The sequence below is a fragment of the Aminipila luticellarii genome (assembly GCF_004103735.1).
GTDB lineage: Bacteria > Bacillota > Clostridia > Peptostreptococcales > Anaerovoracaceae > Aminipila > Aminipila luticellarii.
The window spans coordinates 79,332-104,958 of sequence record NZ_CP035281.1; the positions used below are offsets into that span (position 1 = coordinate 79,332).

Consider the following 25,627-nt stretch of genomic DNA (forward strand, 5'->3'; position numbering starts at 1 on the left):
ACTTCTTCTCCTCTTAGAGCAAGTATCGTCTTATGAGTACTTGCAGTTATTTTTTGCTCACATTCTTATTTATAACATACGCAGTCGTTGTTTAATCCGCTAACGGACGAATTTTTTCCTGCCTGTTAAGGGCGGAAACCAACGCGTTGATAGAAGCCAGAATAATATCGTCGTGAATACCGATGCCCCAATAAAGCTTGCCGCTCTTATCCGTCAATGCGACATAAGCGCAGGCTCTGGAATTGGAATCCGCCTCAAGGGCATGTTCTGAATAGGTGACAAAGGTATAATCAAAGGTATAAGGCGTCTTTTTAAGTGCATTGCTCACGGCATCCAGACGCCCGTTTCCAGCAGCGGAAACCTCAAACTCATTGCCGTCGATCGTCACCTTGATATCTACCAGCATGCCGTCATCGCTCTTATAAGTGGAAACCTTTTTAAACGTTGCGTCGGTAATATCTACCGGAGAAAAGATATTGATGTATTCCCCGTCAAATATTTCATAGATTTCATCCGCAGTCAACTCCTTGTGTGCATTGTCGGAGATTCCTTTGATCAGGTATCCTACTTCTTCCCGCATTTTTTGAGGAATAGCGTATCCATAATTTTGTTCAAGGATATAAGCAATGCCGCCCTTACCGGACTGACTGTTAATACGGATTACGTCCGCATCGTATTTACGTCCCACGTCGTGGGGATCAATAGGCAGATAAGGAACCGTCCATTTGTCTGTTTGATGTTCCTCATGAAAGGCCATGCCTTTGGCAATAGCGTCCTGATGAGAACCGGAAAATGCTGCAAATACCAACTGACCGCCGTAAGGCTGTCTTGGATGGACGGCCAAATCCGTAAATTTTTCATATTTTTCTACAATAGAAGGCATATCGGAGAAGTCCAGACCCGGATCGACTCCATGGGCGAACATGTTCATAGCGACGGTTATGATATCCACATTTCCTGTACGTTCCCCGTTTCCGAACAGCGTTCCTTCCACCCGGTCACCGCCGGCGAGAAGGCCCAGTTCCGCATCCGCAACGGCAGTTCCTCTGTCGTTGTGTGGATGAAGAGAAAGAATAACGTGCTCCCTGCCGTGAAGGTGGTCGCTCATATATTCAATCTGACTGGCATAAACGTGCGGCATGGACATGGATACCGTGGCCGGCAGATTGATAATGACCTTGTTTGCAGGGGATGGCTGCCAGATGTCTATGACCTCATTGCAGATTCTCAGAGCAAATTCCATCTCTGTACCGGTAAAGCTTTCCGGTGAATATTCAAAAGATATTTGACTTTCCGGCATAGTCTGCCTGTATTTATTCAAAAGCCTTGCTCCACTTGTGGCGATTTCTACGATTTCATCCGGTGTTTTTTTAAAGACCTGCTGCCTTTGTGCGAAAGACGTGGAGTTGTAAAGATGTACAATCGCTTTTTTTACACCCTTCAAGGATTCAAAAGTCCTTTTTATAATGTGCTCTCTGGATTGAGTAAGCACCTGAATCGTCACATCATCAGGAATGAGATCCTTTTCAATCAGCGTTCTTAAAAAAATATATTCTGTTTTAGAGGCGGCGGGAAAGCCGACCTCTATCTCTTTGAATCCGAGGCTTACGAGGAACTGGAAAAATTCAATCTTTTCATCTAGGCTCATGGGAACGATCAGCGCTTGATTGCCATCGCGAAGGTCTACACTGCACCAAGCTGGCGGTTCTGTGATGTGATCCTTCTTGACCCACTTAAATTCGTTGACCGGCGGCATAAAATAACCGACGTTATACTTTTCATAATTTTTCATTTTAAATTCCTCCTTGTTTTGCCTCGTAAGCAAATATTTTTCATAATTCATTATCTATTCATGATTTTACATACTAATAGAGGTTTTGTGTTTTGTCAATAACAAATGGTAAAATAATTTGTGAATTTTAACAAAAAATCGTTGACTTTTTTCTTCGTGCCTATATAATAGGTATTAAACACCACAAATCGTAGTGGCTCTGGAGCGCACATTCCAAGAAAAAAATATGTGCAAATTTTAAGAAAGAAGGGAAGTAAACAAAATGAAATTAACAGGATCTGAAATTGTTGCAGAAGTATTGCTAGAGCAAAAAGTCGATACCGTTTTTGGGTATCCCGGAGGCACCATCCTCAACATTTATGACACCCTCTACAATTATCAGGACAAAATTAAGCACATTCTTGCTTCTCATGAACAGCATGCTGCCCATGCAGCTGACGGTTATGCAAGAGCCACTGGAAAAACAGGTGTAGTATTCGCAACAAGTGGCCCGGGAGCGACGAATCTGGTAACAGGAATCGCAACCGCCTTTATGGATAGTATTCCAATGGTAGCTATTACTTGCAACGTACCGGATTCTCTGATCGGAAGAGATGCTTTTCAGGAGATTTGCATCACAGGAGTAACGATGCCTATTACAAAGCACAACTACTTTGTTAACCGAATTGAAGATTTGGCAGATGCTCTTAGAAATGCGTTCAGGATCGCTCAGAGCGGAAGAAAAGGTCCGGTTTTAGTAGATATTACCAAGGACGTGACCGCAGCGGTATTTGACTATGAAAAAAAGAAGCCTTTGCCGGTTCTGGAAATGCCGAAAGCCAATCCGGAGGAGATTCAGGAGGTTGCGGATTTAATTAATAAAGCCCGGCGGCCTATCGTGTACTTCGGAGGCGGCGTAGCGTCTTCCTGTGCATCCCATCAGTTGGCGGAATTGTTACAGAAGGCAGATATGCCGGGTACATATACTATGATGGCCGCAGGCGTATTGAGTTATGACGATAAGAAGAATCTGGGCTTGATCGGAATGCACGGAAGTGTTGCTTCCAATAAAGCGATCGACAAAGCCGATCTGGTTCTGGCTCTTGGCACGAGATTCAGTGACCGGGTTGCTTTGAACATGCAAAAGTTCGCCAAGGATGCTACGATTGTTCAGATCGATATTGATAAGAGTGAAATTAATAAAAATGTTCTAGTAGATTTGAGTATTGTAAGTGATGTAAAGGACGCTTTGGAAAAATTGATTCCATTAGTTGAAAAAGTAGAAAGAACGGAATGGATCGATAAGCTTCGAGAATGGAAAAAGGTTAGAGGGGATAAAAAAGAGGGAGCAGCGAAGCTTCACCCGGTAGAAATTGTTACGTCTGCCTGTGACCTGACCGATAAAGAAACCATATATGTTACCGATGTAGGGCAGCATCAAATGTGGGCGGCTCAATATTTAAAGCATAAAAACACCAGAAGCTTTTTGACCAGCGGAGGTCTTGGCACCATGGGATTCGGTTACGGAGCTGCCATTGGAGCGCAGATTGGATGTCCGCAGAAAAGAGTCATTCATTTCACAGGTGACGGTTCTTTCCATATGAATTTAGCAGAAGCTTGTACAGCTGTCAGCAATAACCTTCCGATCATCACCATTATCATGAATAACAGTGTTTTGGGAATGGTTTATCAGTGGCAGACGGCTTTTTACGGTAAGAGATACTCCTCCACCACCCCAGAACGAAAGACGGACTTTGTTAAAGTAATCGAGGGCTTTGGCGGAAAAGGCTACAGAGCTACCAACCCGGAGGAATTCGAAGCAGCGTTTAAAGAGGCGCTTAAAGCCGAGGGGCCGGTTTGGATAGACTGCATCATCTCAAGGGAAGAACGGGTTCTTCCAATGATTCCAAATGGCGGAACTGTAAACGATATGATTGTAGGATAGGAAAGGAGAGCATGCGATGACAATGAGAAAAGAAGTAATCAGTATTTTTGTTGATAATCAGGCAAATGTTCTCAGCAGAGTTGTCAGTCTGTTTGGGAGGAGAGGCTTCAATATCGATTCTTTGACCGTATCGGCTACCAATAACCCAGAGATCTCAAGAATAACGGTTGTCTTTACAGGAACCGATCAAGCCTTAAATCAGATTATTACACAGACAGAAAAGCTGGAAGTAGTAAAGGAAATATTTCCTCTTGGAAAAGAGGATAGTGTATATCGAGAACTTTTGCTCGTGAAGATAAAGGCGGATAAAACAAATCGGTCGGCTCTTCGAGAAATCGTAGATATTTTCAGAGGAAAGATCATTGACCTTTCAAAGGAAAGTGTAGTCATTGAAATGACGGGCGCTCCGGATAAGATCGATGGATTTATGAATATGGTCAGCTGCTATGAAATCATAGAGATGTGCAGAACCGGCGTAACCGGAATTAAAAGAGGGCTTGCTACGCCTTCCTGCTGTCAGGAAGATGCAGAACTTTAGAATAGAGTTTCTGATCAACGATTAATAAAAGGTTTAATATTTAATAGCTAAGAATATAAAGGAGATAGGAAAATGATAAAAAAGTATTATGATGCAGATTGTAACTTAGGAATGTTAGACGGGAAGACCGTTGCAATAATCGGATTTGGGAGCCAGGGTCACGCCCACGCTGAAAACTTGAAAGAAAGCGGAGTAAATGTGGTTGTAGGTCTTAGAAAAGGCTCCGCCCACACAGCAAAAGCAGAAGCTGCCGGCCTTAAGGTCGTGGAAGTAGAAGAAGCAGCAGAAGCCGGTGATATAGTTATGATGTTAGTTCCGGATGAACTTGCCGCATCCATTTACAAGACACAGGTAGCAAAGCATATGAAGCCGGGCAATGCATTGGCATTTGCACATGGATTTAATATCCATTATAATCAGGTTAAGCCGGAAGCAGATATTGACGTCATCATGATCGCGCCTAAAGGACCGGGTCATACGGTAAGAAGTCAATATACAGAAGGAAAAGGCGTTCCGTCTTTGATTGCTGTGCATCAGGATGCTACGGGAAAGGCAAAGGAAATCGCGTTGGCCTATGCTTCCGGAATCGGAGCAGGAAGAGCCGGTATCCTTGAAACAACCTTTAAGGAAGAAACAGAAACAGACTTATTCGGAGAACAAGCTGTACTTTGCGGCGGCGTTACTGAATTAATGAAGGCTGGTTTCGATACGCTGGTAGAAGCCGGATATCAGCCAGAAATGGCATACTTTGAATGTATTCATGAAATGAAGCTGATTGTTGACCTGATTAACAGCGGCGGCTTTGAAATGATGAGATACTCCATCTCCAATACAGCTGAATATGGAGATTACAGAACAGGAAAGCGATTGATTACAGAAGAGACTCGTAAGGAAATGAAGAAGGTTCTTTCTGAAATTCAGGACGGTACTTTTGCCAGCGAATTCATTCAGGAATTCAATGCAGGCGGTCAGGCTAAGTTCTTAGCTACAAGGAGAAAGGAAACGGAGCATCTTCTGGTAAAGGTTGGCGGTGAGCTGAGAAAGATGATGAGCTGGTTAAAGAAATAAGCTCTTTTGGATGTATCAAGCTGAAATAAATTTATGATGATGAAGAGGAGATTGCGTATGACACGAAGAAGTGCAAGCGTGACTCAAGGGATAGAAAAGGCTCCGATGAGAAGCCTTTTTTATGCGATGGGTTATACGAAGGAAGAATTAGATAGACCCTTGATCGGTGTGGTTTCAGCACACAGCGAAATCGTGCCGGGGCACTATCACTTAGATAAAATAGCGGATGCTGTAAAAGCCGGCGTTCGAATGGCAGGCGGAACACCGATTATGATCCCGTCTATCGGTGTTTGCGACGGAATCGCTATGGGGCATATCGGCATGAAATACAGCCTTGCAAGCAGAGAGCTGATCGCTGACAGTGTAGAGACCATGGCACTGGCACATGCGTTGGATGGATTGGTACTGGTTCCGAACTGCGATAAAATCGTTCCCGGTATGGTTATGGGAGCAGTTCGAATCAATCTTCCGACAGTTGTATGCTCCGGAGGGCCTATGCTGTCTGGGCTGGTAGATGATGAGGATATAAGCTTGTCCAAAATCTTTGAAGCGGTTGGCGCCAGAAAAGCAAACCTGATCGATGATGAAAAATTAGAGGAGTTTGAACAGGGCTGCTGTCCGGGATGCGGATCCTGTGCCGGTATGTATACGGCCAACAGTATGAATTGCTTATGTGAAGCACTGGGGATCGCTCTGCCGGGGAATGGCACGATTCCGGCTGTTCACAATGGTAGAATGCGTCTGGCAAAGCACGCAGGCATGGCAATCATGAATTTGGTAGAAAAAGACATCAAAGCCAGAGATATTGTCAACGAAAGGTCCATCACCAATGCGCTCCGATGTGATATGGCGCTGGGATGCTCTTCAAACAGCGTGTTGCATCTGCTCGCTATCGCAAATGAAGCAGGTGTACCGCTGGACTTAAAGAGGTTCAACAAAGAAAGCGAAAAAACGCCGAACTTGTGTCATCTGGCTCCTGCGGGGGAGACCCATATGCAGGACTTAAATCTGGCAGGAGGAATTCCGGCAGTTCAGAGCGAGCTGGCTAAAAAGGGAATGCTGGATTTGGATGTCATCACCGCTACCGGCCAGACATTGGGCGAAAATATAAAGAATGCCAAAAACAAGAAGCCGGATACCATCCGGCCAATCGAAAAGCCTTATAGCGAGACGGGCGGTATCGCTGTCCTGTTCGGAAACATCGCAACAGAAGGCTGCGTAGTGAAGAGGAGTGCTGTAGCGCCTGAAATGCTGACGCATTCCGGACCGGCCAGAATATTCAACTCTGAAGAAGAGGCTATCGATGCCATTTACAAGGGTAAAATTGTCGGCGGCGACGTAGTCGTTATTCGTTACGAAGGACCGAAAGGCGGCCCGGGCATGCGAGAAATGTTAAATCCAACCAGTGCCCTTGCAGGGATGAAGCTGGATAAGACCGTAGCACTTATCACAGACGGAAGATTCAGCGGAGCAAGCCGGGGCGCATCGATCGGACATGTATGTCCGGAGGCGGCAAACGGCGGAAATATCGGACTCTTGGAAGAAGGGGACATTATAGAAATTAATATTCCGGAATACTCCATCCATGCAAAAGTCTCTGAGGAAGAGTTCGCAAAGAGAAAAGAGCATTACGTTGCACCGGAACCAAACATTAAGACCGGATGGCTGGGCAGATATGCCAAGATCGTGGATTCGGCGGCAAAAGGTGCAGTTATGAAGCAGGAGTTCTAATCGTAAACTTTCATAACAATACGATTATAAATACGCAAGATTATTTTCCTAAAATATATAAGTAATCAAAAAGAAACTGGGAACCGGTGGTTATAGAACTGCCAGTTCCCAGTTTCTTTTTGCTAGAGAAAATTTTCCCAACTGTATCATTTTATTTTACTCCGGCATCTTCTTGCCGCATTTACTGCAGAACTGAAACCCTTCTCCGAGTTTTGCACCGCAGTATGGACAGAAAGCGGAAACTTCGAAATCCAAAGAAGTCTCTTTTTCCGGCATAGAGCCTGTATCGGTTTTTTTATGAACTAATTCCTGCAAAGGGTCGCTTTCTTCTGTTTCATCAACAATATCAAACTCAGAAAAACGGTCTTTACTCGTTGCATTATTGAAATTATAAACAGCCTGGACGATGGCTATTCCGACAAAGACAATTCCGAACAAGGAAAAAAATGCAGGAGCACCCATGCCGGCTGCACCGATTGTCCAGATAACACCGAATATTCCAACGAAGACAGAACTCAATCCGCTCATCATAGAAGGCCCTCGGCCCGGTTTAATACTTTTCATATATATCCTCCATTTTAAACGAAGCATAAGGGGTCTTATGGCGGCAATTTTGGGAAACCACCTGTGCCGCCTGGGAAAGTGCACTTAACAGATCCGCCTCATATTGAAGAGAAAGCGTATCGAGTTTTGAATACATTTCACCTTCATAGGTGACCACGTATTTGGGCGGCAGAAGGTTTAGAGCATAGGAAGCAATATCCAGCCTGCATTCATCGCATGTGCAGCACCCAAGCTTATCGATTGTTTCGTCCAGTTTTTGAAGAACAATGGATTCCATGATATTTTTTAAAATAATTTTCATTGCATATCTCCCCTTTAGGTTAAGCATAATTCGTGTCTGGCAGAAGCTCCAATTGCAGGTCAAAGATCTTCTTGGAAAGTTGTTCCGGATTTATTTGGTCCAGCTGATGCATATATACCTCCGGTGCGTGTGTACTGCTGTCCCCTGTTGGTATTAAAGCTGCTCGCTCGGACAGGAAGGAAGGTTTTATCTTATTAAAATCTTCCACCGTTGGAGCCATAGATGCAAATTGAATCAGAACCTTTTGATTGGAAGCCAAATCAGCCGCATCTATCTGACCTTTTTCAGGGAGGGAGTATGTCACGCCGTACTTGCCATATCCCCATGTTTCCAAAGGAATTTCTGTCACAATATCTGCCGGATTGACCGCATTAAAAATATTTAAGTCGTAACGCTCCGGATCTATTTTTGCCACGTTAGGGGTTGCAAAGGTATATCCATAGATGTTTGTTCGAGGGGCTAATGTTTCGCCTTCGGACAATTCGGCTGCCAGCAGGTTGGCGACGGCCGCACCTCGGCTATGGCCTGTAATTAAGAATTTAGTACTTGATGGGGAACAATGCAGTGCCTGTACATATGCATTTAAGTCGGATAACAGTGCTTTTTCTGCCTTTTGAAAACCTTCATGCACGTCGGGGCTGCTGCCCGAATTATTTATATTAAAATTGCTGATCCACTCACTTTCCCCGCTGGTTCCTCTGACCACTACGGCAATCAGCGTAAAATCCCTGTCCCCGCATTGAATGGTCTTATGGGCAAAGGAATAGCCCGCCAAATCCGTATCCCGAGCAGAGGATTTCTGATAAGAGTCTTTGTCATAGATCGAATCATTCGTAAAGCCGTAAGAAGTCAGCAGCTTTTCAATCGTTGCACTGGTGTCGCCGTAAGCAGCTGAACTTAAAGCCAGCGAAAGCTTTGCCAAGTCCAAGCTGAACTGAGTGGACGGCTGTTCAAAAAGAAGCTCCCTGTTGTTTGATGCAAAGGCAATACCGGAGTTAGCAGAAATAAAAGCAAAAAGAACCACAGTCGATATAGTAAGAAGCCATTTAATTTTCCGTATCATCCCTGTCCTCTCCTTCTAATTGCATCACAGCTTGAAGCTGAACAAAATGCTTTGCTGTTCTGGGACTTCTTCCGCCGTTCCGGATAGCAAAAGCTTCGGCTTTTGTGCAAAGCTCTTTTTCAGGAAGAGTCAGTTTGTATTCCTTTGCCAAATGTCTTACAATATCCAGATAATTTTCCTGATCGGGGGCTTGGAATGTAACGGTAAGGCCAAATCTGGCGGATAAGCTGAGCGTTTCCTGAAGGGTATCGTTCACGTGCAGGTCATCGCCGCTTCTTTCTGCCATATTTTCTTTAACCAGATGCTTTCGGTTGCTGGTCGCATAGATGGCAACGTTTTTGCTTCTGGAAGCAATACTTCCTTCCAGGACTGCTTTTAACGCAGAAAAACTGTCATCATTCCCGCTAAAACTTAAATCGTCAATAAACAATATGAACTTAAGCGGATTAATGGATAGCATTTCCAACAGACTTGGCAGTTCTAATAACTGATCTTTTTTTATCTCAATAAGCCGTAAACCCTTATTCTTATATTCGTTTAGAATAGCTTTTACCGTCGAACTTTTTCCTGTTCCCGCATCCCCATATAAAAGAACATTGTTGGCTCCCGTACCTTCAATCAATGCCAGTGTATTCTGGATAATAAGGCTTCGCTCTCTTTCATAGCCGGGAAGCTCGGACAGCCTTTGCGGATCCGGGTGCGCCACAGGCATAATTCCGTCGGAAGACAGAACAAAGGCGTAATATTTGGCATAGATGCCGTATCCGCTCACGGGAAGCTTTGCTATACGCTCCATGTATAAAGAAGTCAGGTCTACCGGCTCGTTGGTCCATACCGGCAGAAAACCTTTATAGTTGATAATGGATCGTGCATCTTCCGGTGTCAGTGAGGCAAGACGGGTCAGTACATCCAATTCATTTTTTAAAGCGGCTTCGATGACCGGATCAAAGGCTTTCCCCGCACCTTTCCCAATAATATAAAAGTTTTCATCGTTTAGAACCAGTTCGGTAATGTACCGGGATAAAGAACTGGTTTTATTAAAAAGCTTCGAAACAAAATCTCCATAAATGTGGAGAACGAGATCTTTTGATTCCAAAGAATAAGTGGAAACCGCCAGTTCCTGAAAATTTTTTATTGCGTCATCCTTTAAAATACTTCGGAAGATTGACAAAGTATTTAATTCCGTAGACAGATCATGTAATTTATTCATAAAAATACTCCTTAGGTCGATAGATAAGTTTTATTGATAAACCCATTGAAAAATGGTATTATTTAAATACTAATTATATCATTCATTATACCACACAAGCTACGTCGCTGTGTGATGCAATTTTAAATAAAATTAAGAACTATAATATAAAATATTCGGGAGGTAGAAGCTCATGCTTACATTAGATAAGATATATCATGCGGCATACGTTCTGCGGGAAGTGGCCAGAAAAACAGATTTAATCTTAGCACCGGAGTTGAGCCGGGAAAACACCATATATCTCAAAACAGAAAATCTGCAGGTAACAGGAAGCTTTAAACTGAGGGGAGCTTATTATAAAATAAGCCAGCTCAGCGAAGAAGAGAAAGCACATGGGATTATTGCCTGCAGTGCCGGGAACCATGCACAGGGAGTGGCGCTGGCTTCCCAAAAAAATAATATTCCTTGTCTGATCTGCATGCCGGACGGAGCACCCATAAGCAAGGTGGAGGCTACCAGAAAATATGGCGCGGAGGTTTGCCTGGTAAAGGATACCTATGATGATGCCCATGCAAAGGCGTTGGAAATTCAAAGAGAAGAAGGAAGGACCATGATCCATCCCTTTAATGATGAGGATGTTATAGCAGGGCAGGGTACCATCGGACTGGAAATCCTGGAGCAGCTCTCCTGCGCGGATGCTGTTATCGTACCTGTGGGCGGCGGCGGTCTGATCAGCGGAGTGGCTTTTGCTATCAAAAGCTTAAATCCCGATTGCAAGGTTTACGGAGTACAGGCGGCAGGTGCGCCCAGTATGTATAAAGCCATAAAAGAGCAGAGCATGATTACGCTGGATTCGGTCAATACGTTCGCGGATGGTATAGCGGTCAAGCAGCCGGGGGATATTACTTATGAAATGGTCAGCCAATATGTAGATGATATAACGGTGGTCTCTGAGGATGAAATCGCAGCGGCTATCCTTGCTTTAATGGAGAAACAAAAGCTGATTTCCGAAGGTGCGGGAGCCGTTTCTGTGGCAGCAGCCATGTTTAATAAGTTCGACCTGCACGGAAAGAAGGTGGTCTGCCTTGTCAGCGGAGGCAACATAGACGTAAGCTTCCTGAACAGAGTCGTGACCAGAGGACTGATCATGAGCGGAAGGAGAACCACCATAACCGTGGAATTAGCTGACAGGCCGGGGCAGCTTCTTTCCGTGAGTGAAATCATAAGCCGCTGCGGAGGAAATGTGGTGACGGTATATCACGACAGGAGCGATCCGAATATGGCCATTAACAGCTGTTTCCTGCGGGTAGTCATAGAAACCCGGGATCGGGAGCAGGCAGCGCAGATAAAGCAGGAGCTGGTCAAAGCCGGTATGCAGCTTGTGGGAGAAAAGCCGCAATAAAGAATATTTTCTAAACACATATTTTCTAACCTGCTTTTTAAGCAGGTTTTTTTCGTCTCAAAAGCATAATTATTCAAAATTAAAGCACTAAATAAATAATGCGTTACTAGGCTAAAAGATTTGTAAAAAAAGTACAATGTTGTTGTTTTGATGTCTCATCTGGTACAAATAAGATTGTATGCAAAACCGTTTAAAAATACAATTCTCTTCTAAGTTTTGAGAAAATTTAAAATAAAGTATTGTAAATTTATTAACAAATTTGATATAATATAAACGGCGTTTTACAAAAAAGAACGATGAATAAATATACAAAATATATGAATAATTATAATAAAAGAACGAGAGGGAAAAAGATGAGCATTACAATTAATGGTACACATTTAACGGTTGAAGAGGTTATCCGTGTAGCCCGATATGATGAAGAAGTTACTATTACACCGGAAGCACAGGCGGCTGTGAAAAAGGCCAGAGACTACGTGGATAAAAAACTGGCGGAAGGTGCTGTAATTTATGGCCTGACAACAGGCTTTGGTAAGTTTGCGGATACCTTCATATCCAGCGACGAAACGGCGGATTTACAAAGAAATTTGATTATAAGCCACACCTGTGCATTAGGCAACGGACTGCCCAGAGAGGTTGTCAGAGCCGCAATGCTGCTGAGATGCAATGCACTTTCACGGGGAAACTCAGGGATTCGACCCGCTACTTTAAATACATTAGTGGATATGTTAAATAAAGGGGTTCATCCGGTCATTCCGGAGAAAGGCTCTTTGGGCGCGTCCGGAGATTTGGCGCCGCTGTCCCATATGGTATTGACCATGATCGGTGAAGGGGATGCAGAATATAAGGGTGAGATCATGCCGGGAGCAGAAGCGATGAAGAAGGCAGGAATCCCTGTGGTTCAGCTGGCAGCGAAGGAAGGGCTTGCTTTGATCAATGGAACCCAGATTATGACAGCCATCGGTGTAAATGTCCTTTGGGATGCCCTGGATCTTTTAAAGGTGGCGGACATTGCCACAGCTATGACAGCAGAAGCTTTAAACGGCATTAAAAAGGCGTATGACCATAAAGTACACGACGTAAGAGGACATCAGGGACAAAAAGATGTGGCAGAAAATCTGCTGACCTTGCTTAAAGAAAGTGATAATGCTCAAGATGTAAATCCGAATAAGGTTCAGGATCCATATTCACTGAGATGTATTCCTCAGATCCACGGAGCTTCCAGAGATGCCGTTCAATACGTATATGATGCTGTAACCAGAGAAATTAATGCCGTAACGGATAATCCGCTTATTTTTCCGGATGAGGACGAAGTTATTTCCGGCGGAAATTTCCACGGACAGCCTATGGCTCTGGCATTCGATTTCTTAAAGATGGCGATTGCAGAACTGGCAGATGTTTCGGAAAGGAGAACGGAACGTCTTGTTAATCCGCAGCTTTCGGAAGGACTGCCTGCATTTTTGACAAAGCATGGCGGAGTCTGCTCAGGGTTCATGATCGCTCAGTATGCAGCAGCTTCCATGGTTTCAGAAAATAAAATTTATGCACATCCGGCCTGCGTGGATTCCATTCCGTCTTCCGGAAATCAGGAGGATCACGTAAGTATGGGAACAACGGCAGCAAGGACTGCGGCGATGATTCTGGATAATGCACAAAAGGTTCTCGGTATTGAATTGTTTGCCGCATCTCAGGGAATCTGGCTGAGAGGTGAGACCGGACTGGCAAAAGGAACACAGGCGGCGTATGATTTTATCAGACAGACTGTGGAGCCGGTAGAGCAGGATGTCATCATGCACTATGAATTGAAAAAATTTGATGAAATGATCAAAGACCACTCCATCGTGGAAGCGGTTGAAAAGGTTGTTAAATTAATATAAGAATAGGTATAAAGGTACATTTATGTATCTAAAAGACCTTGTACGAGGGGGGAACGAAATGTTAGATAACAAGAAAATAGCGGAAGCTATGACCGTGAAGCTGGATGCCGTATTGCCGGAATATCCGGCCTTTGAAGAGGGAAAGAGACGGGCTCCGGACAGAGGATTCCGGCTGACTCCGGCGCAGACCAAGCTGGCTCTTAAAAATGCACTCAGATATGTACCTGAGGAGCTGCATGAAACACTGGCTCCAGAATTTATGGAGGAGCTGAAAAATTACGGAAGAATTTATGCGTACAGATACAGACCGGCAGGAAGAATTTACGGAAAGCCTATCGACGAATATAAAGGGAACTGCATAGAAGGAAAAGCCTTTCAGGTCATGATCGACAATAATCTGGACTTTGAAATAGCCCTTTATCCTTATGAGCTGGTTACGTACGGAGAAACGGGCCAGCCTTGTCAGAATTGGCTTCAATATCGATTAATCAAGAAGTACTTGGAGGAATTGACGGATCATCAGACCTTAGTGCTCGAATCGGGTCATCCGCTGGGACTGTTCCCATCAAAGCCCAATGCGCCCCGTGTAATTATTACAAACTCCATGATGATCGGTATGTTTGACAATCTGGAAGACTGGGAAATCGCCGAGGAAATGGGTGTAGCAAACTATGGACAGATGACGGCAGGCGGCTGGATGTATATCGGGCCTCAGGGAATTGTCCACGGAACCTTCAACACCATATTGAACGCCGGAAGAAAATATCTGGGCGTGCCGGAGCAGGGCGATCTGACAGGGCATACCTTTGTATCCTCCGGCCTTGGCGGGATGAGCGGAGCACAGCCTAAGGCGGCGAATATTGCAAAGGCAGTGGGCATTTTTGCGGAAGTGGATTTGTCCAGAATACAGACGAGATACGATCAGGGATGGGTAGATGTCATTCTTGAGGATTTAGATGAAGTATTTAAGCTGGCTGAAGAGAAACTGAAAGCGAAGGAATCCATTTCTATTGCCTATCACGGCAATATCGTGGACTTGCTTGAAAGAGCGGCGGAAGTAGGCTTTAAAATGGATCTGCTGTCCGACCAGACCTCTTGTCATAATGTGTATAATGGCGGATACTGCCCGGTTGGACTGACTTTCGAGGAAAGAACGGAACTGCTGCATAAGGACCGAGAAGAATTTTGTAAAAAGGTAGACCAATCACTTCATAGGCATTTTCAGGCGATTAAAAAGCTGACGGCGGAAGGAACCTATTTCTTTGACTATGGAAATTCCTTTATGAAGGCCATGTATGATGCGGGGATTAAGGAAATATCCAAGAACGGTATCGATGAAAAGGACGGGTTCATTTGGCCTTCCTATGTAGAAGATATTATGGGGCCTATGCTGTTCGACTATGGATACGGGCCGTTCAGGTGGGTTTGTCTGTCAGGAAAGCCAGAGGATCTGGACAGAACAGATAAGGCCGCTATGGATTGTATCGACCCGAACCGAAGATTCCAGGACAGAGATAACTGGGTATGGATTCGGGATGCAAAAGAAAACAAGCTGGTGGTAGGCACACAGGCCAGAATCCTGTATCAGGATGCAGAGGGCAGAAGAGACATTGCCCTTAAGTTTAATGAATTGGTTCGGGAAGGCAAGATCGGACCGGTCATGATCGGACGAGATCATCACGATGTGAGCGGAACCGATTCGCCGTTCAGAGAAACCTCCAACATTAAAGACGGAAGCAATGTCATGGCCGACATGGCTGTTCAATGCTTTGCCGGAAATGCGGCCAGAGGAATGAGCTTATGCGCTCTTCATAACGGCGGCGGCGTGGGAATCGGCAAAGCCATTAACGGCGGGTTCGGACTTGTGCTGGACGGAAGCGAAAGAATCGATAAGATCATCCGATCTGCTATGATGTGGGATGTAATGGGCGGCGTGGCCAGAAGAAGCTGGGCGAGAAATGAGAACGCCCTTGAAACGTCGGTCGCATACAATAAAAACTATGCGGGCAAGGGTCATATTACGATCCCTTATGTGGCAAGCGATGAACTGGTAGACGGTATTGTTGCAAAATATATGAAGTAGGTGACAGTATGGCAAATACACTGCTGATAAAAAATATCGGAATCTTGCAGACCCCTGTGGGCAGTTTCAGCCACAAGGGAGAAAAGCAGGGTGAAAATGTGAAAATGAAAGATGCCGCTCTCTTTATTGAAAGCGGTATCATAAAAGAAATCTGCGAAAACGGCAAGCTTCCTGCGGATGCAGAAAAAGCAGAAACCATCATTGACGCAGAAGGAAAGCTGGTCACCCCCGGCTTGGTAGAAGGGCATACGCATTTGGTATTTGGCGGATACAGGCAGAATGAAATCCCCATGAAGCTGAAAGGAGCCGGTTATCTGGACATCCTGAATGCGGGAGGCGGAATCCTGGATACGGTAAGACATACCAGACAGGCAACCTTTGAGGAGCTTTATGATAAATCCTTTGATTTTCTGGACGAGATGATGGCACTTGGCGTGACGACCTGTGAAGCAAAAAGCGGATATGGGCTCGATATGAAAAACGAGATGAAGATGCTCCAGGTCGTAAAAGCGTTGGATGAAAATCATCCTATGGATATGGTGGCTACCTTTATGGGTGCTCACGCTGTTCCGGAGGAATATAAAGACAGGGCGGACGATTATATTGAACTGCTGTGCAGGGAGGTTCTTCCAGAAGTCCAAAAGCAAGGGCTGGCAGAATTTGCGGATGTATTCTGCGAGGATTCTGTATTTGATGTATCGCAGAGCAGGAAATATTTGGAATGTGCGAAAGACTGCGGTTTTGGTCTTAAAATTCACGCAGATGAGATTGAAGAGATCGGCGGCTCCCAGCTGGCCGGTGAAATCGGAGCTATTTCGGCAGAGCATTTAATTGCCATAGGAGAGAGAGGTATGGCGTCCATGGCGAAAGCGGGGACGACCGCTATGCTCCTTCCGGCGACTTCCTTCTATCTTGGGAAGGACTTTGCTCCGGCCAGGAGAATGATAGAGCTGGGCATTCCGGTGGCGACGGCTTCGGACTTTAATCCGGGCTCCTGTCCATCCTTAAATCTGCAGTTTGTTATGAATCTGGGCTATCTAAAATACAAGATGACGCCGGAAGAGGTTTTGACGGCAGTAACTATTAATCCGGCCTGTGCCATCGGAAGAGGCGATCGTGTGGGAACACTGGAAGTCGGCAAGCAGGCGGATGCAGTCATTTGGGATGCACCGGATATGGAAATGCTCTGCTATCGATTCGGCTCGAATCTGGCCATGCAGGTCATTAAAAAAGGAATATTGGTTTAACCTTCTGATTGATTTTGCGGCACAACGGCAAGACATAATCGGATGATATAAAATATGGGAGTACTTTATGAAAATCAACGAAATGAAAGTGAACGAATACCTGAACCTTTTAAAGTCTGATGCTCCGGCACCCGGAGGCGGCTCAGCGAGCGCGCTTGCCGGTGCCCAGGGGATAGCTCTGTTTGAGATGGTGTGCGATTTGACCATTGGAAAAGAAAAGTTTGCAGAGTATCAGGAAATCTGCGCACAGGCAAAAGCAGACGGAGAAAAGCTTTATAAAGAGTTGACAGAAGCGATAGATAAGGATACGGAGGCCTTCAATCTCGTTTCTTCCGCATTTAAGCTGCCAAAGGCAACGGAAGAGGAAAAAAAGGTCAGGAGTAAGGCCATTGCAGAGGGTACGCTGGCAGCAACAGAAGTTCCTTTTAAATCAATGGAGCTGGCATATGAGGGTCTTTTGATCGTACAAAAACTTGTGGGAAAGTCTAATCCGAATGCGGTCAGCGATCTGGGAGTAGCCGTTCTGAACTTGATGTCCTGCATCAAAGGCGCGTGGCTCAATGTTAAAATTAATTTGCCCGGCGTAAAAGATGAAGCCGCGGCAAAAGGATTTCAAGAAAAGGGTGAAAAAATCATTTTAGAAGCCGAAGCTTTAGAAAAAGAATTGTATGGCAGAGTCTTAGAATTATTATAAATAACAGAGCCTCTGTGAGGTGTTTATAAAAGATTAAAATATGGGAGGAAAAATCAATATGGCTAAAATAATAGAAAGCGTGCCCAATATCAGTGAGGGCAGAAATCAGGATGTAATTGAAGCATGTGTGGATCAGATTCGGACGACAGCAGGCTGCACCTTGCTGGATTACTCCTCAGATGCAAGCCATAACAGAACGGTCATTACATATATGGGCAGCCCTGAAGCCTGTGAGGAAGCCAGCGTAAAGCTTGCGAAGAAGGCGGTCGAGTTAATTGATTTAACAAAACATACAGGCGAGCACCCTAGAATGGGCTGTGTGGACGTAATGCCTTTTATTCCGATTAAGGATGCCGGCACAGAGGATTGCATTGAATTATCTAAAAAAGTGGGAAGGAGAATCGCCGAAGAAGCAGATCTTCCGGTTTTCCTTTACGAGCAGTCCGCAAGTGCTCCTCATAGAGAAAATCTGGCAGCAATTCGTAAGGGTCAGTTTGAAGGCATGGCAGAAAAGGTGAAAGATTCCCTTTGGATTCCCGATTTTGGAGGTCAGAGAATTCATCCAACGGGAGGTGTTGTGGCAGTAGGTGCCAGACCGCCGCTAATTGCTTTCAATATTAATTTGAGCACTTCCGATGTGGAAATCGCCAGCAAGATCGCTAAGATTATCAGAAGGTCAAACGGCGGATTTGACTGTGTAAAAGCGATGGGGGTTTTACTGGAAGAGAGAAACACGGCACAGGTTTCCATTAATATGACGGATTTTACCAGAACACCGCTTTACAGGGTGGTTGAACTTACCAAAGCGGAAGCGGCCAGATATGGCGTACACGTGATCGGAACGGAGATTGTTGGACTTTGTCCAATGAATGCCCTATTTGATGCGGCAGAATATTATCTTCAAATTGAAGATTTTGATTCCTCCGTACAGGTCATAGAGAACCATTTGCTTTAGCTTTTAAAGAAGCCTCCGCTGATAAAGAAAAATGTGTCGGACTTGCGAAAATTGGACAAGATATGTTAGAATGAAAGAATGAATAAATAGGATTTGTCGGAGGTGAGAAAATGGCGATTTATGAGTCCGGAGAAGATTATTTGGAGACAATTTTAGTGCTCCATCAAAGAAATGATATCGTGCGTTCCATCGATGTGGCAGCAGAACTTGGTTTTTCAAAACCCAGTGTCAGCAGAGCCATGAGTATATTGAAAAAGGACGGCTATATTCACATGGATGAAAAGGGTCACATAACACTCACCGAAAAAGGTCTGAATACGGCAGAAAATATTTATGCAAGACATAACAATATTTCCAAATTTTTCATAGAATTCCTGGGTGTCAGTGAAGAGAATGCCCTAAAAGACGCTTGCAGGATTGAGCATGATTTGACCAATGAGACCTATGAAAAAATATGTGAGGCGTTAGCTCATAAAAAATTTAATATATGAAAACGGAGATTCTCGAGGCCGATCCCTTCGAGAATCTCTCTGTATGGCGCATGACCAAAAAAGAAAGGATTGAAAAAATGTTAAAAGAAGCAATTAGACCAGTGTGGGCAGAAATTAATTTATCAAATTTAGACTATAATATTAAAAATATTATAGCTAAAGCAGGAAAGAATAAGGAAATCATCGGAGTAATCAAAGCAGACGCATACGGACATGGATCCGTTCCGGTTGCCAAGGTTCTCATGGAAAATGGTGTGAAGACCTTTGCAATTGCCACATTACAGGAAGCGATTACTCTTAGAGAGGCAGGAATCCAAGGAGAAATCATCATGTTGGGATTAACTCCCGATATGTATGCTGATACAATTGTTAAATATAACATTACACCCGTAGTATGCAGCTCTGAAAATGCAAAAGCTATTTCTGTGGCCGCTGAAGCAGAGGGAAAGACTGTGAAAGGTCTTATTGCCGTAGATACCGGCATGGGAAGGATTGGATACCTTCCGGATGACGAGACTGCGGTAGAGGATATCAAGAAAATTGCATCACTTTCCAACTTTAAGATCAAGGGAATGTTCTCCCATATGGCTACAGCTGATGCTTTTGATAAAGCCTTCTCAAAGCTGCAGGAAGAACGATACATAGGCTTTTATGAAAAGCTGAAAAAAGCAGGAATTGACGTACCTTTCAGAACCCTTGCAAACAGCGCGTCCATTATGGAAATTCCGTCGGTTCATTATGACGCAGTCAGACCGGGAATCATTTTATACGGCTGCTATCCCTCGGATGAAGTGGATAAAAAGCAGCTTGATATTAAGCCGGTCATGTCCGTTAAAGCAAATATTGTCCACTTAAAGAAGGTGGGAAAAGGCTTTTCTGTAGGATATGGAAGGAAATTCATATCAGAGAGGGAAAGCCTGATAGCGACTATAGCTTTAGGTTATGCAGACGGCTATCCAAGACCTTATTCCGCTCATGCAAAAGTTCTTGTAAATGGTGTGGTAGCTCCAATCGCCGGAAATATCTGCATGGATCAGTGCATGATCGACGTGACGGATGTACCGGGCGTAAAGCTCGGAGATGAAGTGATCATCATGGGTACGGACGGAAAGAACACAATTCTAGCAGATGATATAGCAAATGCTACAGGGACGATTAACTATGAAATTGTATGTGCTTTTGGGCAGCGTCTGCCAAAAATTTATGTGAGATAGAACAAAATAGGGGAGATAAAAGAGGTAAACAGCAGATGGGTTTTGGATTATTTAAGAAAGATCGGACAGCAGATACGGTTTTCACCAATGGAAATATATATACTCAGAATAGGGAATTGCCTTGGGCAGAAGCTGTCGCCTGCCGGGACGGAAAGTTTATCTATGTGGGAAACAGTCAAGAGGTGGAACGGTACATTGGGCCGGATACATATACGGTGGATCTGTCAGGGAAATATGTATTGCCGGGACTTATAAATACGCACAACCATGCGGCACTTCGAATTTTTGAGGGCATGTATATCCCTGTTTCTCAAACAGAAGATCTGGAAGGTGTGCTGGGCGTGATGTCGGACTATATCTTTGATAATCCGGAGCAGGAAGCTTATTTTGGATACGGATTTGAAGAGGATATTGTGAAAGAAATGACTCAGAAGGAGGCCAGCGAAAAGCTGGATGCAGTGAGCACGGAAAAGCCGATTTTGCTTCTGAACAGCGGGGAAGATGTGCTTTGGGTCAATAACTGCGCCTTGGAGCAGGCCAGAGCTGCCGCTCAGCAAGATGGGATTTTGAAGATGTCCGTATCCTATTTTATGCAGGCAGTGGCACCTTTTAACGAGGAAGACCTTCAAAACAGAGTGAAGGAACTGGCTTCTGAATATAGTTCAAAAGGCTTTACCAGTATTTTTAACGTGGGAGCACCTGAATTTATGAATAATGTCTATCAAGAGATCCTTCTGACCATGTATCAGCAGGAGACTATGAAACAGCGGTATTTTGGCAGCCTTGAGCTGGCCGGAAATAAGGTCGGCCGGTTACAGGAAGCCATGAAGAAGCTGATACAGAAAAGAACCCATACGACAGAGCTGGATGACTTTATTCATTGCAATATTTTAAAACTGACCCTTGGTCAGGAGGACGTTTGTGAGGAGCCAATAGCAGAGAGGCTGCAAACTTTATTAATGGAAGCTTCTGAGCGGGGATTTGACGTGCATGTGGATGCACTGGATCATGAAGCATTTATAGCAAGTATGGAGTATATTACAGCAATTCGAAATGCGGGATATCGAAAAAATAACTTTATAATAGCCTGTGACAAGGAATTTCGGAAAAAAAGCGAAGGTTTTAATCTGAATGATATGAGTATGGAAAATGTATTTTTTCAGCCCTCCACCAGATGGGAACCGGCAAATGAGTATGCGGCTGTTGAAGAAGCGAAAAGCATAGAAGAGGTCCTGGACTGCTTTACAGTAGATGCAGCGGAATCTCTTGGAATAGAGAATAAGCTGGGCTCTATTGAAATTGGGAAGCTGGCAGACTTCGCGGTATTTGAAAAAAATCCTTTTGGGCTTGTAAACCCAATGCTGTTTAAAAGGCTTTTAGCAGACATGACCGTGATAGCAGGACAGGTGGTATACGATGCGGAAGAGGAAAATATGCAGGAATGGTATAATCTGATGAGCGGCATACAGCTTTAATGTTAAGAAATTTTTAAGGAAATAAATAAATTTCACATGGAATCTACACATAATCATCACAATCTTTGTCTATAATAAAGGTCGTAGGGGATTATTGGGACCCTGAAATATGCATTTGAAAAAATGCAGGTTTCCTTCTTTTATTAGATACACACACACTAAAGAAAAACCTCCCGGTTAGCTGGGAGGTTTTTCTTTTTTTGAATAATATATTTATTTTCCTTAATATTCTATTCCTCTATATCCTTACTGTAATAGCTACCATTCTGAATTGCTTTCTTGGATAGGAAGTTCACACAAGGCAGCAGCCCGATCAGACAACCGACGATAGCCGGAAGAATCCAGCCTAATCCTAAATCAAATAAAGGAAGTCTTGACAGCAATCCGCTCAAGCCGCCCAGAGAAATCCCGGCGGTTCGGAGGCCGTCAAATACGCTGATAATAAAAGCAAACAACAGGGCAAGCGCATACGCTTCGGATTTGTTCTTGATCCATCGATTGAAAAAGGATAATACAATCAGTGCGATTGCAGGCGGATAAATCATGACCAACGCAGGAAGTGTTATGCGGATCATGGTGGTCAATCCCACATTAGATATGGCAAAACTGAAAATACAAACCACTGTTAAAATACTTTTATAGGAGTACTTCGGTAAAATCGTATGGAAATAATCCGCAAAGGAGGTTGCCAGACCAATGGAAGTAGTCAGGCAAGCCATTAAAACGGCGAGACCTAAAATGATATTACCGCCCCTTCCCAGCAGCTGAAAAACAACAGAGGACAGCAGCTGACTGCCATTTTCAAATAATGGAGCCATTGAAGTCTGAGCACCTATGAAGCCCAGAGCAAGGTATACAACACCGAGGCCGACTCCGGCAAATACGCCGGCCAGTAGCGTATATTTCACAATGGATTTAGATTCTGTGATACCAAAATCCTTTACAGCGTTTATGACAACGATGGCAAAGGCTAACGCAGCCAGGCCGTCCAGTGCCAGATAACCTTCGATCATTCCGCGGAAAAACGGAATGGTAGTATAGTCGCCGGTGGCAGTACCGATTTCTCCCACAGGGTGAATCACACAAGCGATAAAAATGACGGCGATAGAAAGCAGCAGAATCGGTGTCAGTACTTTTCCTACAATATCCACTAATTTAGAAGGATTTATGCTGAGGATGTAGGTAACACCGAAGAAGATTGCCGTAAAGAAAACCGAAATCAGAAATGTCGGTGCGTTCGCTGGGATAAAGGGAACAGCGGCCATTTCAAAGGAAACCGTTCCGGTTCTTGGAAGTGCAAATAAAGGGCCTATCAATAGATAAATTAAAACACCCATAAATACAGAAAACTTTGGACCGACCAATCCGACCAGGTCGTCCAGCTTGGTACCCACGGTAACAACTGCGGCGATGCCCAGTATAGACAGCCCCGCATCGGTGGCTACAAAACCCGCTACGCTTTGGAGAAAATTACCGCCGGACAGTTGTCCCAGCATAGGGGGAAAGATCATGTTGCCCGCTCCGAAGAACATGGCAAATAACATTAAGGATAACGAAAGAAGTTTAGTAAAGCTCAATTTTTGGTTCATTTTTTACCTCTTTATTTCTGTCTAACTATTTTAGTCTAAATTTATAATACCTGATCGGGCTCCTCCCGATCGTTGGTGATGCCCATTCTGTCAAAGATATAGAACAGGAGGCTTAACAGCATACCGGCAACACAGGCCAGTACCATTCCCTTAAGCTCGATTCCTCCGAAATGAACGGCAACTCCGGACAGACCGGTTACAAATACCACGGAAGTAAGGGTAAGGTTTCTGGATTTGCCGTAGTTTAATCTGGCATCTACCATGATTCGAATGCCGGAGGCACCGATCATTCCATATAATAGAAAGGAGATGCCGCCAATAACAGGCCCCGGAATGGTGCTGATCAACTCCGAGAGCTTTCCGACGAAAGAGCATATGATGGAAAGAACAGCAGCTCCTCCAATGACCCGGACGCTGTACACCTTTGTGACGGCCATGACGCCAATATTTTCACCGTAAGTGGTGGTGGGTACGGAGCCGATCAGACCGGACAGGGTGGTGGAGAAATAATCTGCAAATAAGCTTCTATGGAGTCCCGGATCTTTGATTAAATCTTTTCCGATGATTTCACTGGTAACAATCTGATGTCCAATATGTTCTGATGTGATAACGAGCAGAACAGGAAGGATCATGAGAATGGCCTCTGCACTGAACTTAGGCGTGGAAAAGTTCGGAATAGAGAAGAGCGGTGCCGCTATGACCTTTTCAAAGCTTACGATGCCCACGCAAATGGCAGAGATATAACCGGCAATAATAGCGATAAGAATGGGAACCACAGCGAGAAATTTTTTAAAAAGCACATTCCCGAAAACAGCGGTGCCCAAGGTAATGGCAAATACAATAACATTTCTCGGATCAATAGGTGTCACGACCTGTTGGTACGTATGCGTTCCTTTTATAAGCGTATAGGAAACGTTCTGAAAAAGACCGGCGGTATTCGCTGCTGTTCCTGCCAGTTCAAGTCCTATAAGAGCAACGACAGGACCCATAGCGGCCGGAGGCAGAACCACGTTGATCCAGTCTGCGCCAAATTTATATATGATAAGAGAAAGTAAGATTCCGAACAGCCCTACGGCTACGAAACCGCCCAGAGCGTAGGAATAACCCAGATCCTGCCCATATTTCTCGATTAAAGTAATGACGGGCGCAATAAAAGCAAAGCTGGAGCCTAAGTAAGCCGGTGCTTTGCCTTTTGTAATGAGTATAAATAATAATGTACCGATACCGTTCATTAAGAGAACGACCGCCGGGTTTATTCCAAACAGGAAGGGAACTAAAACCGAGGCACCGAACATGGCAAACATGTGCTGCAAACTGAGCGGTGCCATTAAGGAAAACGGAACCTTATCCTCCACTTGAATAATTTTTCTTTCCATAAAAAAAGCCTCCTTTCATTAGACCAAAAGAGATTATAGCATTTTCTAATGAGAGGGGCAAGAGAAATTTGTAATATTTTGTAATGCATTTTGTGGAAATTAATAAGTTTTTATAGCAATTTGTAGTATTTTGTACAATTCCTGTCCCTGCATTTATATTTTTTCCGATTTCCAGGGAATCATGTATTTTAATAAAGTTTCGGATATTTTAACATTTATAGCTTGAAATTAAACGGAAAAGAAGAGATAATATATATTAATGAAATCAACTAAAAAATATTAGAATTTTTGTTGGAAATCACAATAATAGGAGGCGGGTTTTTTGAAAACAATAAATAAAGAAGATGCGTTGGAACTGCTAAAGGAATATAATAAGGAAGAATTTCATATCACTCATGGATTGACTGTGGGCGGCTGCATGCGGTATTTCGCCGAAAAACTGGGATATGGTGAGGATGCTGATTTTTGGGAAGTGGCAGGCTTGCTCCACGATATAGACTTTGAAATGTACCCGGAGGAGCACTGTGTGAAGGCTCAGGAAATTTTGAAGGAAAAGGGTCTGGACGAGGATTTGATACATGCGGTTGCCAGTCACGGATACGGTCTTTGCTGTGATGTAAAGCCAGAGCATGAAATGGAAAAGGTCTTGTTTGCTGTAGATGAACTGACGGGATTGATCGGTGCCGGCGTTATCCTAAGACCTTCCAAAAGTGTTCAGGATATGGAACCTAAATCAGTTAAAAAGAAATTTAAAGATAAAAGATTTGCGGCGGGATGTTCCCGTGACGTAATCGAACAGGGAGCCGGTATGCTGGGCTGGGAACTGGATCAGCTGATTTCGGAAACCCTTGAAGCGATGAAAGCCTGTGAAGCTTCGGTGAAGGAAACCGTATAAGAACCGATTTAAAGGCCTGCTGAAGGATACAGGTTTAAGGAAAGAAAACGAGGGTATTATATGAGAAGTATCCTTGTTTTTTTGATGTTTTTTTGTTTAGCTCCTATACAATATATAGGTAAGGGGTATAATATAATTACTAGATGATGTTAAATATGA

Annotated in this window: 21 protein-coding genes; 14 read left to right on the plus strand and 7 right to left on the minus strand. The window is 44.1% G+C overall.

Annotation, left to right across the window (positions count from 1 at the left end):
- Nucleotides 1-91 precede the first annotated feature (91 nt).
- The gene (locus tag EQM06_RS00390; RefSeq protein WP_128744459.1) at nucleotides 92-1,792 is read right to left on the minus strand and encodes a 2-isopropylmalate synthase; all 1,701 of its coding nucleotides are present in this window, start codon (nucleotides 1,790-1,792) and stop codon (nucleotides 92-94) included.
- A gap of 262 nt (nucleotides 1,793-2,054) precedes the next feature.
- On the opposite strand from EQM06_RS00390, the gene ilvB reads away from it, so the two are divergent.
- The 4 genes from ilvB to ilvD all read left to right on the plus strand — a co-directional run bounded on the left by ilvB (nucleotide 2,055) and on the right by ilvD (nucleotide 7,053).
- A complete protein-coding gene (gene ilvB, locus EQM06_RS00395) occupies nucleotides 2,055-3,716 on the plus strand; it encodes a biosynthetic-type acetolactate synthase large subunit (protein WP_128744460.1) in 1,662 nt (553 codons plus the stop codon).
- Between the two features lie 16 nt (nucleotides 3,717-3,732).
- Nucleotides 3,733-4,254: an acetolactate synthase small subunit gene (gene ilvN / locus EQM06_RS00400; protein ID WP_205666565.1), complete on the plus strand. Its 522-nt coding sequence runs from the start codon at nucleotides 3,733-3,735 to the stop codon at nucleotides 4,252-4,254.
- 72 nt (nucleotides 4,255-4,326) lie between these two features.
- The gene (gene ilvC / locus EQM06_RS00405; RefSeq protein ID WP_128744461.1) at nucleotides 4,327-5,322 is read left to right on the plus strand and encodes a ketol-acid reductoisomerase; all 996 of its coding nucleotides are present in this window, start codon (nucleotides 4,327-4,329) and stop codon (nucleotides 5,320-5,322) included.
- 57 nt (nucleotides 5,323-5,379) lie between these two features.
- Entirely contained in the window at nucleotides 5,380-7,053 is a 1,674-nt protein-coding gene (gene ilvD / locus EQM06_RS00410; protein ID WP_128744462.1) for a dihydroxy-acid dehydratase, read from the plus strand.
- Between the two features lie 156 nt (nucleotides 7,054-7,209).
- On the opposite strand, the gene EQM06_RS00415 is transcribed toward ilvD, so the two are convergent.
- Genes EQM06_RS00415 through EQM06_RS00430 form a run of 4 tightly spaced genes read right to left on the minus strand, consistent with a single transcriptional unit; the run spans nucleotide 7,210 to nucleotide 10,191 of the window.
- Nucleotides 7,210-7,617 (minus strand): zinc ribbon domain-containing protein, encoded by a 408-nt coding sequence (locus tag EQM06_RS00415; RefSeq protein WP_128744463.1) that lies wholly within the window; start codon nucleotides 7,615-7,617, stop codon nucleotides 7,210-7,212.
- Nucleotides 7,604-7,918, minus strand: a complete 315-nt coding sequence (locus EQM06_RS00420) for a late competence development ComFB family protein (RefSeq protein WP_128744464.1) — start codon at nucleotides 7,916-7,918, stop codon at nucleotides 7,604-7,606. The genes EQM06_RS00415 and EQM06_RS00420 overlap by 14 nt, the downstream gene beginning before the upstream one ends.
- Nucleotides 7,919-7,937: 19 nt before the next feature.
- The gene (locus EQM06_RS00425) at nucleotides 7,938-8,981 is read right to left on the minus strand and encodes a lipase family protein (protein WP_128744465.1); all 1,044 of its coding nucleotides are present in this window, start codon (nucleotides 8,979-8,981) and stop codon (nucleotides 7,938-7,940) included.
- The gene (locus EQM06_RS00430) at nucleotides 8,965-10,191 is read right to left on the minus strand and encodes an ATP-binding protein (protein ID WP_128744466.1); all 1,227 of its coding nucleotides are present in this window, start codon (nucleotides 10,189-10,191) and stop codon (nucleotides 8,965-8,967) included. Before EQM06_RS00430 ends, EQM06_RS00425 begins: the two co-directional genes overlap by 17 nt.
- A gap of 172 nt (nucleotides 10,192-10,363) precedes the next feature.
- On the opposite strand from EQM06_RS00430, the gene ilvA reads away from it, so the two are divergent.
- The 9 genes from ilvA to EQM06_RS00475 all read left to right on the plus strand — a co-directional run bounded on the left by ilvA (nucleotide 10,364) and on the right by EQM06_RS00475 (nucleotide 21,608).
- Nucleotides 10,364-11,572: a threonine ammonia-lyase gene (ilvA, locus tag EQM06_RS00435; protein ID WP_128744467.1), complete on the plus strand. Its 1,209-nt coding sequence runs from the start codon at nucleotides 10,364-10,366 to the stop codon at nucleotides 11,570-11,572.
- A 353-nt stretch (nucleotides 11,573-11,925) separates the two neighbouring features.
- Nucleotides 11,926-13,449 carry a histidine ammonia-lyase gene (gene hutH / locus EQM06_RS00440; protein WP_230974982.1) on the plus strand — a complete coding sequence of 508 codons (1,524 nt, stop codon included), beginning with the start codon at nucleotides 11,926-11,928 and terminating at the stop codon, nucleotides 13,447-13,449.
- 58 nt (nucleotides 13,450-13,507) lie between these two features.
- Nucleotides 13,508-15,532 (plus strand): urocanate hydratase, encoded by a 2,025-nt coding sequence (locus EQM06_RS00445; RefSeq protein ID WP_128744468.1) that lies wholly within the window; start codon nucleotides 13,508-13,510, stop codon nucleotides 15,530-15,532.
- An 8-nt stretch (nucleotides 15,533-15,540) separates the two neighbouring features.
- Nucleotides 15,541-16,779: an imidazolonepropionase gene (gene hutI, locus EQM06_RS00450; protein ID WP_128744469.1), complete on the plus strand. Its 1,239-nt coding sequence runs from the start codon at nucleotides 15,541-15,543 to the stop codon at nucleotides 16,777-16,779.
- A gap of 67 nt (nucleotides 16,780-16,846) precedes the next feature.
- Complete coding sequence (locus EQM06_RS00455) at nucleotides 16,847-17,473, plus strand: cyclodeaminase/cyclohydrolase family protein (RefSeq protein WP_128744470.1); 627 nt, start codon at nucleotides 16,847-16,849, stop codon at nucleotides 17,471-17,473.
- Between the two features lie 58 nt (nucleotides 17,474-17,531).
- A complete protein-coding gene (ftcD, locus tag EQM06_RS00460; RefSeq protein ID WP_128744471.1) occupies nucleotides 17,532-18,428 on the plus strand; it encodes a glutamate formimidoyltransferase in 897 nt (298 codons plus the stop codon).
- A gap of 110 nt (nucleotides 18,429-18,538) precedes the next feature.
- A complete protein-coding gene (locus EQM06_RS00465) occupies nucleotides 18,539-18,919 on the plus strand; it encodes a metal-dependent transcriptional regulator (protein WP_330548344.1) in 381 nt (126 codons plus the stop codon).
- A 77-nt stretch (nucleotides 18,920-18,996) separates the two neighbouring features.
- Nucleotides 18,997-20,133, plus strand: a complete 1,137-nt coding sequence (gene alr, locus EQM06_RS00470; protein ID WP_128746744.1) for an alanine racemase — start codon at nucleotides 18,997-18,999, stop codon at nucleotides 20,131-20,133.
- 35 nt (nucleotides 20,134-20,168) lie between these two features.
- A complete protein-coding gene (locus EQM06_RS00475) occupies nucleotides 20,169-21,608 on the plus strand; it encodes an amidohydrolase family protein (RefSeq protein WP_164914283.1) in 1,440 nt (479 codons plus the stop codon).
- 230 nt (nucleotides 21,609-21,838) lie between these two features.
- Here the strand turns inward: EQM06_RS00475 and brnQ are convergent, their stop codons facing one another.
- Nucleotides 21,839-23,197: a branched-chain amino acid transport system II carrier protein gene (gene brnQ / locus EQM06_RS00480; RefSeq protein ID WP_128744473.1), complete on the minus strand. Its 1,359-nt coding sequence runs from the start codon at nucleotides 23,195-23,197 to the stop codon at nucleotides 21,839-21,841.
- Nucleotides 23,198-23,238: 41 nt separating this feature from the next.
- Nucleotides 23,239-24,573: a uracil permease gene (uraA, locus tag EQM06_RS00485; RefSeq protein WP_128744474.1), complete on the minus strand. Its 1,335-nt coding sequence runs from the start codon at nucleotides 24,571-24,573 to the stop codon at nucleotides 23,239-23,241.
- 322 nt (nucleotides 24,574-24,895) lie between these two features.
- Between uraA and EQM06_RS00490 the strand changes: the two genes are divergently transcribed.
- A complete protein-coding gene (locus tag EQM06_RS00490) occupies nucleotides 24,896-25,468 on the plus strand; it encodes an HDIG domain-containing metalloprotein (protein ID WP_128744475.1) in 573 nt (190 codons plus the stop codon).
- Nucleotides 25,469-25,627: the final 159 nt, after the last annotated feature.